At 72.1% G+C, this 12,254-nt stretch carries 10 protein-coding genes; 6 read left to right on the forward strand and 4 right to left on the reverse strand.

The genetic code is table 11. The annotated features are described in order from the left end of the window. The first annotated feature begins 208 nt into the window (after nt 1–208). Both ABT352_RS21555 and ABT352_RS21560 read left to right on the forward strand, forming a co-directional pair. Nucleotides 209–1,246 (forward strand): TerC family protein, encoded by a 1,038-nt coding sequence (locus tag ABT352_RS21555; RefSeq protein WP_350946661.1) that lies wholly within the window; start codon nt 209–211, stop codon nt 1,244–1,246. A 204-nt stretch (nt 1,247–1,450) separates the two neighbouring features. Then, nucleotides 1,451–2,800: a sensor histidine kinase gene (locus ABT352_RS21560; protein WP_350946851.1), complete on the forward strand. Its 1,350-nt coding sequence runs from the start codon at nt 1,451–1,453 to the stop codon at nt 2,798–2,800. 155 nt (nt 2,801–2,955) lie between these two features. Here the strand turns inward: ABT352_RS21560 and ABT352_RS21565 are convergent, their stop codons facing one another. The 3 genes from ABT352_RS21565 to ABT352_RS21575 form a co-directional block, all read right to left on the reverse strand. Continuing rightward, nucleotides 2,956–3,204 (reverse strand): hypothetical protein, encoded by a 249-nt coding sequence (locus tag ABT352_RS21565; protein WP_350946662.1) that lies wholly within the window; start codon nt 3,202–3,204, stop codon nt 2,956–2,958. A gap of 2 nt (nt 3,205–3,206) precedes the next feature. Continuing rightward, a complete protein-coding gene (locus tag ABT352_RS21570) occupies nt 3,207–4,004 on the reverse strand; it encodes a Clp protease N-terminal domain-containing protein (protein WP_350946663.1) in 798 nt (265 codons plus the stop codon). A gap of 65 nt (nt 4,005–4,069) precedes the next feature. Then, the gene (locus tag ABT352_RS21575; RefSeq protein WP_350946664.1) at nt 4,070–5,131 is read right to left on the reverse strand and encodes a glycoside hydrolase family 18 protein; all 1,062 of its coding nucleotides are present in this window, start codon (nt 5,129–5,131) and stop codon (nt 4,070–4,072) included. Nucleotides 5,132–5,279: 148 nt separating this feature from the next. On the opposite strand from ABT352_RS21575, the gene ABT352_RS21580 reads away from it, so the two are divergent. The 4 genes from ABT352_RS21580 to mug all read left to right on the forward strand — a co-directional run bounded on the left by ABT352_RS21580 (nt 5,280) and on the right by mug (nt 11,480). Then, nucleotides 5,280–6,203, forward strand: a complete 924-nt coding sequence (locus ABT352_RS21580; RefSeq protein ID WP_350946665.1) for an LLM class F420-dependent oxidoreductase — start codon at nt 5,280–5,282, stop codon at nt 6,201–6,203. A gap of 233 nt (nt 6,204–6,436) precedes the next feature. Beyond that, complete coding sequence (locus ABT352_RS21585; protein ID WP_350946666.1) at nt 6,437–8,188, forward strand: 3' terminal RNA ribose 2'-O-methyltransferase Hen1; 1,752 nt, start codon at nt 6,437–6,439, stop codon at nt 8,186–8,188. Continuing rightward, nucleotides 8,181–10,679, forward strand: a complete 2,499-nt coding sequence (locus ABT352_RS21590; protein WP_350946667.1) for a polynucleotide kinase-phosphatase — start codon at nt 8,181–8,183, stop codon at nt 10,677–10,679. Before ABT352_RS21585 ends, ABT352_RS21590 begins: the two co-directional genes overlap by 8 nt. A gap of 306 nt (nt 10,680–10,985) precedes the next feature. Further along, nucleotides 10,986–11,480 carry a G/U mismatch-specific DNA glycosylase gene (gene mug / locus ABT352_RS21595; RefSeq protein WP_350946852.1) on the forward strand — a complete coding sequence of 165 codons (495 nt, stop codon included), beginning with the start codon at nt 10,986–10,988 and terminating at the stop codon, nt 11,478–11,480. A gap of 182 nt (nt 11,481–11,662) precedes the next feature. Here the strand turns inward: mug and ABT352_RS21600 are convergent, their stop codons facing one another. Beyond that, nucleotides 11,663–12,247: a DUF1707 SHOCT-like domain-containing protein gene (locus tag ABT352_RS21600; protein WP_350946668.1), complete on the reverse strand. Its 585-nt coding sequence runs from the start codon at nt 12,245–12,247 to the stop codon at nt 11,663–11,665. Nucleotides 12,248–12,254 lie beyond the last annotated feature (7 nt).

The raw sequence follows: 12,254 nt of genomic DNA on the forward strand, positions 1-12,254 counted from the left end.
GCCGGCCCGAAAATCCGGGTGGCTCAGAGGTCGCGCGAACCCCGGGGTAGAGCACCGCTCGAGAAACGGTCTAACCTAGGACGACGAGGGGAGTACTTCCCAAGAGCCGACCCGGTCAATACGGACGTTTCATAACGGCCCCGGGCGGCCGCCTGCGAAAACAGGCGAAGGAGACCTCGAACAGCCGAGCGCGCGTTCGAGGAGGGTCATGTCCGCTGAGACAGTCCTGTCGGTAGCCAGTCTTGAAACCATCGGTTCGCCGCAACTGTGGGCGATCACCGTAGCCGCCCTGATATTGCTGCTGGCCGTGGACTTCATGATCACCCGGCGCCCGCACGAGGTGCGGATGCGCGAGGCGGTGGGCTGGTCGGTCTTCTACCTGGTGCTGCCTCTGATCTTCGGCTTCTACGTGTGGGGGGCCTTCGGGTCCGGGGTGGCGGTGGAGTTCTTCACCGGATACGTGGTGGAGAAGTCGCTGTCGGTGGACAACCTGTTCGTGTTCATGCTGCTGCTGTCGGCCTTCGCGGTCCCGCCCGCGCTGGCCCAGCGGGTCCTGCTGTACGGCATCGTCGGGGCGCTGGTGCTGCGCGCGATCTTCATCGCGCTGGGGGCGGCCGTCCTGCAGAGCGGCACGTGGGCGTTCCTGCTCTTCGGCGGGATCCTGCTCTTCACCGCATGGAAGATCTTCAAGGACGCGCTGAGCGGGGAGGAGCACAAGGTCGACGTCTCCTCCATGCGCTCGGTGCGGCTGCTGCGGCGCTTCATGCCGGTCACCAACGACTACCACGGCTCCCACCTGGTTGTTCGCCAGGACGGCCGCCGGGCCCTGACTCCGCTGGCGTTGGCCATCGTGGCCGTCTTCGCCACCGACATCGTCTTCGCCGTCGACTCGGTGCCCGCCGTGTACGGCGTGACCGAGGACCCGTTCATCGTCTTCGCCACGAACGCCTTCGCCCTGATGGGCCTGCGGGCGCTCTACTTCGTGCTCCAGGGCGTCCTGGCGAAGCTGCGGCACCTGAACCACGGGCTCAGCATCATCCTGGCCTTCATCGGGATCAAGCTCGTCCTGCACTGGGCGCACGGTGTCTGGTCGTGGGTCCCGGAGATTCCCACCCCGCTCTCGCTGGGGGTCATCATCGGGGTCCTGGCCATCGTCACGATCACGAGCATGTACGCCAACCGCCGCGACCCGAAGCCCGTCCCCTCACCTGCCGAACGAGAACCCCAGCCGGGACCGAAACCCTAGGCGTACCGCCCGGTCCGTCTCCACGACGGCCACGCTCGAACCTCGGTTCGAGCGTGGCCGTCGCGGGTTTTTCGGGGACGGCGACCGTGTCTTCCCGTCCGCTCCGTTCTCTTGATTCACAGTTTGCGCCTCCTTGCCTGGTGGTCGCCGCTTCCTCGCGCGACACGCGTTTAGCGTGATCGTCAGGGATGGAGGACGGTGAACATGCGGCGCGACTGGTCCGTGCGGGCCCGGATGACGGTGCTGGCCGCTGTCCTGATGGCACTGATGTGCGCGACCTTCTGCGCGTTGATCCTGGTGGGCGCCCACCAGGACGCGACGGAGGACCGTGCCGACCGAATCCTTCGGGTGAAGCTGCGCGTGCTTCCTCTCCTCCTGAGCGACCGGCTGCCCCCGGTGCTCCCCGACCTGGGCATCGTGGCCCTCCAGGTGGTGGGCCCGACCGGCCGGGTCGTGGCGGCGAACTCCCGGATGACCGGCAAGCCGCGGATGGCCTCCTTCGTCCCCCCGGAGGAGTTCTCGCCGAAGGGCGGGGTCGTCTGCGGCACGCCGAACCCCGACGCGTGCGTGATCGTCGTGGGCCTGCGGGTCCACGCGCACGGAGGCCACTGGATCATCTACGGCGCCGAGCCCGTCGTCCCGCCGTACGTTCACCATTTCCTGCTCGCCGCGCTGCTGGGCGGATCCGCGCTGCTGGTCGGAGTCACGGCGGTCGGCACCTACCGCACGGTCGGCAAGACCCTCGCCCCCATCGAGGCGATGCGCACCGAGCTGGCCGAGATCACCTCGACCGACCTGGGCCGCCGAGTGCCGGTGCCCGAGCACCACGACGAGATCCGGCAGCTGGCCGAGATCGTGAACCAGACCCTGGATCGGCTGGAGGCGGCGCTTCAGCGGGAACGGCGTTTCGCCTACGACGCCTCCCACGATCTGCGCAGTCCCATCACCGCGATGCGCGCCCAGGTGGAGGAGGCGCTGCTGCATCAGGAGGAGGCCGACTGGCCCGCCACGGCGGACGCCCTCCTGGACAGCCTCCACCGGCTGCAGGCGATCGTCACCAACCTGCTCGAACTCGCCCGGGTCGACGCCGGCGGCGTCGACTTGGGGGAACGGGTGGACCTGAGTGAACTGGCCGATTTCGAACTCGCTCGCCGTGTCCGCCGGGCGAGGGTCGTGACCGACCCCCAACCGGACGTGGTGGTCACCGCGGACCGGCTCCAGCTCGCCCGGCTGATCGCCAACCTTCTGGACAACGCGGAGCGGCACGCCACCTCCACGGTCACGGTCTCGGTCCGCCGGGAGGGGGACGACGCCGTGCTGGAGGTCGGCGACGACGGGCCCGGGATCTCTCCCGACCAGCGGGAGTACGTGTTCCAGCGCTTCGCGCGGCTGGAGGCCGCCCGCAGCAAGGACCAGGGGGGCACCGGACTCGGCCTCGCGATCGCCAGAGGGATCGCCGAGCGCCACGGCGGGACGCTGACCATCGAGGACTCCGAACGCGGCGCGCGCTTCGTGGCCAGGATCCCCATCCGCGACCCCGAGGAGAGCGGGTAGCGGTCCCGGGGCACCGGTGATCCTTCGCCGCGCTCCGGGCAACGGCCCTTCGACGGTGTCACTCCGTTGGCCCGTGGGAGGACGGGTGTGGAGTCGCGAGCATCCCGCCAGGTGTGAGCAGGTGTGAGCAGGTGTGAGCGGTGCCGGTCGGCCGGTCATCGAAGGGATCTTCGGTGCCGCGCCCTCTCCGCGTACGGGAGACGCACGAGCATGCCCGCGATCATGCCCGCCGGCACCCCGGCGAGCACGCCGGAACCCATCCCCACGAGCACGCCGACGGCCACCCCCGTGACCAGCCGTGCGATCACGCCCGCGGCCAGGCAGAGGACCGGGTGCACGGCACGGGGGGTGGCCGCGGACGGAGACGCGGACGGAGACACGGTCGCGTGGGTGGGCGTGTCCACGACTACGCCTCGTCCGCCGGGCCGAGGCGCTCCTCCAGTCGTTCGAGCCTGAGCAGGACGGGGCGCAGCTCCTCGCGTACGGCCGCCGACAGGGCGCTCGCCGCGTCGGCGGGCAGGACCGGGGGAGTGACCGGGGGAGCGGTGGTGGCCCGGGTCTGTGCTCTCAGGTGGACGTATCCGGCGAGTGCGGCCGAGACCGCGTGGCGGGTCAGCCGGTGCTCGGCGCCCAGTTCCCGCAGGATGCGCCCGGCCGCACCGTCCGGTTCCGCGACCAGCCCGAGGAGCAGGTGCTCGCAGCCGACGTAGTTGTGGCCGAGCGAGGTGGCCTCGGTGACGGTCATCTCCAGGGCCGCCGCCGCGGGCCCGCCGAAGGTGAGGGTCTCGGAGGAGCCGGAGGAGGTGGTCTCGGCGACAGGGACCGGGGCGTCGCGGCCGAGCCGGTCCAGGCGCCGCCGCACCTCCTCGGGGTCGATCTCCAGGGCACCGAGAACCTGGAGCGCTAGATTGCCTCCTTCGGCGAGCATGCCGCCCAGCAGGTGCTCGGTGCCGACCTCCGTCGCGCCCAGTGCCCTCGCCTGCTCCACCGAGAGCTTCACCACCTCCCGGGCCCGCGGGGTGAAGTGGGTGAGGCGCGCCGTCAGGTCGTCGAGGCCGGAGGCGCCGAGCGCCGTCTCGCGGATGGCGGTCACCCGCCGTACCGCCTGTTCCAGAGCCCGCTGGCAGACGGCGGAGACCGGCACCCCCGCCTTCTTCACCGCCTCGGCCAGCTCGTCCGGCAGGTAGACATTGATCTTCGGCATCAGGTCGCCCCTTTGGGGTTAGAGAAGGGTTATAACCCATTCATAACCCCAAAGGAGGTGCCTGTCTAGCGCGTCGCGCCGATGAGGAACCTGGCGATGCCGGGGGAGAGGGCCGCGCCCCTGGCGGAGAGCCACGCCAGATGGTTGCGGCTGCTGAAGGCGGCGAGCCTGCGGGCCTCCAGCCGGGTGAGGTCGCCGGACCTGGCGAGCACGGGCGTGAGGGCGATCCGACGCCAGGCGGTGCTCTCGCCCAGGGAACGGGCTATCTGCGGATGCGCGGCACGGACGGCCGAGGCGATCGGGCGCAGGCGGCTCTCGGTGACCGGGGCGGTGCCGAGGGGTGCCAGGAGGTTGACGGCGGCGATCTCGGCGCCCGCCGACCGGGTGGCCCGGAGCATCTCCTGGTCGCCCGGGGACAGGCCCGCTCTCGTGATCGGGAGGGTGAAGCTCACGGTGAGGGAACGGCCCTCGCGGGCGGCCTCGCGCTGCAGGGCCGCGATCGCCCTGGCCCGCCGCAGCACGACGGCGTCATCCCCGGGGGCGGAGACCTCGAAGTCGATGTAGGCGGCACCGAAGACGCCGATCGCCCGGCGGTAGGCGGCGGTGAGCCTGGCCGGATCGGAGCAGGCCGCGGCGAGCTCGCGCCCCTCGGGGCCGCCGAAGGCGATGCCCGCGTTCCCGCCCGCGGCGCGCAGCGGGGCGAGCCGATCGGCGAGCGGGCCGCCGGCCCGCGCCCCGAGCCCTCCCCACCTGGGCACGCAGCCTTTCTGTCCGGCGGTGAGGTGGCCCAGCGTGAACCAGCGCACGTGGCCCCTCCGCACCTCCCTCGACAGGTTGAAACGCGGCCCGCGGGCCGCGTCCACGAAGGTCACGAAGCCCGACGGGCGGGCGACGGCAGGTGTGGCCGACGGTGTGGCCGTCGGCCGCGAGACCGGCCCCGAGGACGTCGCACTCGGCCCGGCCCGCCCGACGACGGCCCACTCGCCGTGCGCCCTGGAGGGCAGCAGCCAGACCGCGGCCCCGGTGCCCGCGGCGAGCGCGATCGAGGCGAGCACCACGAGGGGCCGGGGTGGAGTGCCGGGCTCGCGGGTCCTGCGGGTGCCGGGGCGTTCGGTCGCCACAGACATGTGATCCCCTCCTCGACGGCCAGGGGACGATCGCTGTGAGTCGTCGGCCCGCTACCCGTTGCGTCAGAGGCCAGAACGTTAGCAAGCGTTCCCGCCACGGCGCGGGCTTTCAACGGATGCCGTCCGGAGTGCCCGGATAATGGCTCTCATGAAGTTGAGGATCTTCACTGAACCGCAGCAGGGTGCCACCTACGACGAGTTGCTGGCGGTAGCGCTGGCCGCGGAGCGGCTGGGGTTCGACGCCTTCTTCCGCTCCGACCACTACATGCGGATCGGCCCCGGCGAGGCGGGGGCCGGCTCCACCGACGCCTGGACGACCCTGGCGGGCCTGGCCAGGGACACCTCCACGATCCGTCTCGGCACCATGGTCACGCCGGTCACCTTCCGGCTGCCGGGCCCGCTCGCGATCAGTGTGGCCCAGGTCGACCAGATGAGCCGCGGGCGGGTCGAGCTGGGCCTGGGCACCGGCTGGTACGACGCCGAGCACATCGCGTACGGCATCCCGTTCCCGCCGGTCGGCGAGCGGTTCGGGCGGTTCGAGGAGCAGTTGGAGATACTGGTCGGGCTCTGGACCACGCCGGTGGGCGAGACCTTCTCCTTCGAGGGCGCCCACTACAGGCTGGCCGACTCGCCCGCGCTGCCCAAGCCCGCGCAGAGCCCGAAGCCGCCGATCATCATCGGCGGCACCGGCGCCAGGCGCACCCCACGTCTGGTCGCCCGGTTCGCCGACGAGTACAACGTGCCGTTCCGCACTCCCGAGGACACCTCGGAGGCCTTCGACCGGGTCAGGAAGGCTTGTGAGGCGGAGGGCAGGGAGCCGGTGCTCCTGTCCGTGGCGCAGACCGTCTGCGTCGGCTCCGACGACGCGGAGATCGAACGGCGGGCCGCGGCGACCGGGCAGGACCTCGCCGCGCTGCGGGCGGCGGGCCTGGCGGGCACCCCCGCCGAGGTCATCGAGAAGATCGGCCGGTTCGCCGAGCTGGGCGCCGAGCGGATCTACCTGCAGGTGCTGGACCTGGACGATCTCGACCACCTTGAGCTCATCGCGGACGAGATCCTGTTCCGCGTGTAGGTCACCGGCCTTCGCGTCGTCCACGTCCACGTCACCGCCCGTGGACGGGGTCCGTCCCTTCCCGGCCCCTCCTGTCGCCAGAGGTCACCGCGTCACCGGCGGACCGAACCGGAGCGGGGCGGGGCACGGGCTCACGGGAGATGAGGGGCGCGTCGTTCACGGGCGGGTCGGCCGCGGACCGGCCCGCCGTTAACCGATGGCCGTCCAGGAGGGCGTGCGGCACACTGGGCCGGGTGTTACTGACGATCTCCACCACCGTGCGGCCCGCCACGGACCTCGGCTTCCTGCTGCACAAGCATCCCGGCCGGGTCCAGGAGTTCGGGCAGTCGTACGGCGTGGCACGTGTCCTCTACCCCGAGGCGGGCGAGGAGCGTTGCACGGCGGCGCTGATGCTCGACGTCGACCCGATCCGCCTGGTGCGCTCGCGCGACCGCGCCACGCCCGACTACACGCTGGGCCAGTACGTCAACGACCGGCCCTACGCCGCCTCGTCGCTGCTCGCCGTGGCGCTGGCCGACGTGTTCCGCACGGCGCGCACCGGGCGCTGTGCGAGCCGTCCCGAGCTGGCCGCCGGGCCGATCCCACTGGAGATCACCTTGCCCGTGCTGCCGTGCAGGGGCGGTCCCGGGCTCGCGCACCGGTTGTTCGAGCCGCTGGGCTGGCGGGTCGAGGCGACCGCGCTCCCGCTCGACGAGGAGTTTCCCGAGTGGGGCGACTCGCGCTACGTGCGGCTGGTGCTGCGCGGTGAGGTCCGCCTGGCCGACGCGCTCAACCAGCTCTACGTGCTGCTTCCCGTGCTCGACGACGCCAAGCACTACTGGGTGGCCCCCGACGAGGTGGACAAGCTGATCAGGGCGGGCGGGTCGTGGCTGGCCTCCCACCCCGACCGCGGTCTGATCACCCGCCGCTACCTCGGCCGCCGCTGGGCCCTCACCCGTACGGCCTTCGCCCGCCTCGCCGAGATCGGCGACGACGTGGAGGAGGACCTCGAACCCCCGGTCGAGGAGGACCCCGCGGCCGAGCTCGCCACAGAGGATCACGCCGGGAAAGACGAGGAGGACGGGGAGGACGGGGAGGACACTGCCGCGGAGAGGGCCGCCGAGGAGGGCTCCGCTGCGGAGCGTTCCTCGGGGGAGGACCCCGCCGCGAAGGAGTACGCCGGGCGGAGCGGTCCCGCGCGTGGGGCCTCACAGGAAGGTTCCGCGCCCGCCGACGCCGTCAGGCGCCCGTTGAACACCCTGCGTCTGGAGGCCGTGCTCGCCACCCTGGAAAGGCTGGACGCGGGCACCGTCATCGATCTCGGCTGCGGTTCCGGCCGGCTGGTCGGGGCGCTGCTCGAACGGCCCCGCTTCACCAGGGTGACCGGGGTGGACGTGTCCTCCCGGGCGCTGGCGTTCGCGGCCAGGCGGTTGAAACTCGACCGGATGCCGGAGCGACGGCGAGAGCGGCTGGAACTGTTCCAGGGAGCGCTCACCTACACCGACGCCCGGTTCGCCGGATACGACGCCGCGGTGCTGATGGAGGTGGTCGAGCACGTCGATCCACCGCGTCTGGACGCGCTGGAGCGGGTGGTCTTCGGAGCGGCGCGGCCGGGGCACGTGATCGTCACGACCCCCAACGTCGAGCACAACGTCCGCTACGAGTCCCTGGACGGCATGCGCCACCCCGACCACCGCTTCGAATGGACTCGCGCCGAGTTCCGCGCGTGGGCGGCGAAGGTGTGCGGCGAGTACGGCTACCGCGTCGAGTTCCTGCCGATCGGCGACGACGACCCCGAGGTGGGCCCACCCACCCAGATGGCCCTGTTCGGCCTCGCGGGCGCGTCGGGCGGTTCCGGAGGCACGGAGGGTTCCGCGGGCACGGACGGGTTCGTGAGCGTCGGAGGCGCTGCGGGCCGTACGAGCGTGAGAGGTCCTGTGAGCGCGGGCAAGGATGGGCGCGCGGGCACGGGAGGCGCGGGAGACGCGGGAGGTGGAGATGACTGAGATCGCCGTACCGGAGATGTCGCTGGTCGTGCTCGTGGGGGTGTCCGGCAGCGGCAAGTCGACCTTCGCCGCCAGGCACTTCGCGCCGACCCAGGTGATCTCCTCCGACTTCTGCCGGGGTCTGGTCGCCGACGACGAGAACGACCAGGCCGCCACCCCCGACGCCTTCGACGTGCTCCACTACATCGTCGGCACCCGGCTGCGGCGCGGGCTGCTCACGGTCGTGGACGCCACGAACGTCCAGTGGGAGGCGCGCAAGCAGCTGGTCGAGCTCGCGAAGTCGCACAACGTGCTGGTCGACGCGATCGTCCTGGACGTGCCGGAGGAGCTGGCGGTCGCGCGCAACGAGACCAGGCCCGACAGGGACTTCGGGGCGCGCGTGGTCGTCAGGCAGCGCAAGGAGCTGCGCCGGTCCATGAGCAGGATCTCGCGCGACGGTTTCCGCCGGGTCCACGTGCTGCGCGGGGCCGAGGAGATCGAGGCCGCCACGGTCGTCACCGAGAAGGCGTGGACCGACAGGCGTGAGCTGACCGGCCCGTTCGACATCATCGGCGACGTGCACGGCTGCCGCGCCGAATTGGAGGCGCTGCTGCGCGACCTCGGCTGGAAGATCGACCCCGGTGGTGCGGGGGCCGTGCACCCCGAGGGCAGGACGGCGGTGTTCGTCGGCGACCTGGTGGACCGGGGGCCCGACTCGCCGGGCGTGCTCCGGCTGGTCATGGGCATGGTCGCGGCCGGGACCGCGCTGTGCGTGTCGGGCAACCACGAGCAGAAGCTGGCCCGCGCGCTCAACGGCCGCAAGGTCAGGGTGGCCCACGGCCTTCAGGAGTCGCTGGACCAGCTGGCCGCCGAGCCGGAGGAGTTCAGGCGCGAGGCGCTCGCCTTCATGGACGGGCTGATCAGCCACTACCAGCTCGACGGGGGCAGGCTCGTCGTCGCCCACGCCGGGCTCAAGGAGGCCTATCACGGCCGAGCCTCGGGCAGGGTCCGCTCCTTCGCGCTGTACGGCGACACCACCGGTGAGACCGACGAGTACGGCCTGCCGGTGCGCTACCCCTGGGCACGCGAGTACCGGGGCCTGGCCATGGTCGTCTACGGTCACACGCCGGTTCCCGAGCCCGAGTGGATCAACAACACGCTCTGCCTGGACACCGGGGTGGTCTTCGGCGGGCGGCTGACCGCGCTGCGCTACCCGGAGCGGGAGATCGTCTCGGTACCCGCCGAGCGTGTCTGGTACGAGCCGGTCAAACCGCTCACCGCCCCCGGCCACCGCGACCCCGGCCTGCTCTCCGTCGACGACGTGCGGGGCACCCACCACATCGAGGTGCGCCACGGCGGTGGCCGCGTCAAGATCCGGGAGGAGAACTCGGCCGCGGCCCTGGAGATCATGAGCCGGTTCGCGGTCGACCCGCGCTGGCTGGTCTACCTGCCGCCGACGATGGCGCCCCCGGAGACCTCCCGCCTGGACGGATACCTGGAGCACCCGGCCGAGGCGTTCGCCGAGTTCGCCGCGGCCGGGGTGACCCGGGTGGTGTGCGAGGAGAAGCACATGGGCTCGCGGGCGGTGGCCGTGCTGGCCGCCGACCCCGAGGTGGCGGCGGCGCGGTTCGGGATCACCGACGGCACCGCCGGAACGGTCTACACCCGTACGGGAAGGCCGTTCTTCGCCGACACCACCGAACTGGTCGACAGGCTCAGGCGGGTGTGCGCGCCGCTGATGGAGGAGCTGGGGTCGAACTGGCTCGCCCTCGACTGCGAGCTGCTGCCCTGGTCGGCCAAGGCCGAAGGGCTGATCCGCGGCCAGTACGCGTCGGTGGGTGCCGCGGCCCGTGCGGTGCTGCCCGAGGCGGTCACCGTGCTGGAAGCGGCGGCCGGGCGCGGTTTGGATGTGGGCGATCTGTTGGACCGCACCCGACGCCGTTCCAGCAACGCTGCCCGTTTCAGGCAGGCATATGCGCGTTACTGCTGGCCTGTCTCCGGGGTGGAGGACCTTCGCCTGGCACCGTTCCAGATCCTCGCCTGCGAGGGCCGGGCGACCGCGGTCCAGGAGCCGCACTCCTGGCACCTGGACCTGCTGTCCCGGCTCGACGACCCGCTGATCGCGCCCACCAGGCACGTGTTCGTGGATCCGACCTCGCCGGAGTCGATGGAGGCGGCCACGGCGTGGTGGTCGGCGCTGACCGCCGAGGGCGGCGAGGGGATGGTCGTCAAGCCGGTGGACCTACCGGACGGGCGCAGCCGGGTGCAACCCGGGATCAAGGTGCGCGGGCGGGAGTACCTGCGGATCATCTACGGTCCCGACTACACCGAGAGCCTGGACGTCCTGCGCCGCCGCTTCCTGGGCCGCAAGCGCTCGCTCGCCCTGCGCGAGCACGCGCTGGGGCTTGAGGCGCTCTCCCGGCTGGTCGAGGGGGAGCCGCTGTGGAGGGTGCACGAGGCGGTCTTCGCCGTCCTGGCGCTGGAGTCCGAACCGGTCGACCCCCGTCTTTGATCTCCCTGTCCGGGGTGAAGGCCGGAGTTCTCCCGTCACGGGTGAGCGGGGCGGGGGTGACGCTTCACGGACCGGGTACCCCCGAGGTCTCCCCGCCCCTGCCCCCCGCGTTCCGGTAGTCCTCCTCCTCCGGAGAAGGACGAAGCGCTCGGCTTTTCCGCCGGGGCGGGGGAGGAGATGGGTTAGGTTCGCATCGTGCCGTCCAGGAAACAGCGGGGTGCCCCGCCCGCGAGACGCCCGCCCTCCGAAGGGCGGGCCGTCGCGCGGCCGAGCCGTGCCGAGCTTGAGGCGGCGGGGGAGGCGACGATCGAGGACGTCCTCGGGCCTTCGCTGGAGGTGCTGTTCTGCGGGATCAATCCTGGCCTGTACTCCGCCGCCACCGGCCACCACTTCGCCCGGCCGGGCAATCGTTTCTGGCCCGCGCTGTACCGCTCGGGCTTCACCCCCAGGCTGCTGTCCCCGGCCGAGCAGGACCTGCTTCCCTCCTACGGGCTGGGCATCACCAACGTGGTGCGGCGGTCCTCCGCGCGGGCGGCGGAGCTGTCCGCCGAGGAGTTTCGCGCGGGCGGGGAGCGGCTGGCGAGGCTGGTCGCCGAGGTCCGGCCGAAGGTGCTGGCGGTGGCGGGGGTGACCGCCTACCGGCAGGCGTTCGGCGTTCCCAAGGCGGTGATCGGGCCGCAGGAGTCCCGGATCGGCGGCGCGGCGGTGTGGGTGCTGCCCAACCCGAGCGGTCTGAACGCGCACTGGACGCTGGACGGGATCGCGCAGGAGATGCGGCGGCTGCGGGAGTCTCTCACCTGACGGGCCGGAGCCCCTCGTACCGGTCGTTACGAGTCGAGACGTTTGGCTGGCTGCGCGGTGGCTTCTTCCTGTCGGGCTGTCGGGGCCCCTCGTACCGGTCGGTACGAGGGGCCCCGAGGAACGGCGGGCCGCCCGCTCGCCCGGAGCCGATCGGGGCAAGGGCGGAAGCGCCCGGGAGGAGATCAGAACGAGGCAGGGGGGCCGATCCGGTCGTGGCGCCTCCCGGAGCGTCCCCGTCCGCGGCGGAGCATTCCCAGCACGGCGATCACCAGCCAGGCGAGGAAGACGAACTTGAGCACCCCGAATCCACCGATCAGCACCCCGGCCACCAGCACCAGGAACATGAGGGGGAAGAGCGGAGGCCCGCCACGGTGGCCCAGGTGGTGGCCCATGCGGTGGTGGCTCCAGCCGGGGTGGTGACGGCGGCCCCCGTGCCGGGGAGGGCCCCAGGAGTGGGCATGCCCGCGGCGCCCGTCCGGCCCCCACGGCCCTCCGCCCGGCCCCCAGGGCGATCCGGGGCCCCAGGGGGCTCCCGCGCCCCAGGGACCCCGGGAGTTCTCGGGCTCCTCCTGCCGCCAGGCGTGCGGGCCGGGAAGGTCCGCGCTCACCCGGGCCAGCTCGCCGCCGGTCCGCGCGGCCAGGGTCAGTTCGAGGCGTTCGTCGAGCTCATCACGGGTCAGGCGGCCCTGTGCGTAGTGCTCGCGCAGGGCCTCCATCGCCACGTCGCGCTCGGCGTCTCCGATGCGGAGGTCGTCTCGGGGGATCATGGTCAGG

This window comes from Streptosporangium sp. NPDC000563, from assembly GCF_040299985.1.
Classification (GTDB): domain Bacteria; phylum Actinomycetota; class Actinomycetes; order Streptosporangiales; family Streptosporangiaceae; genus Streptosporangium.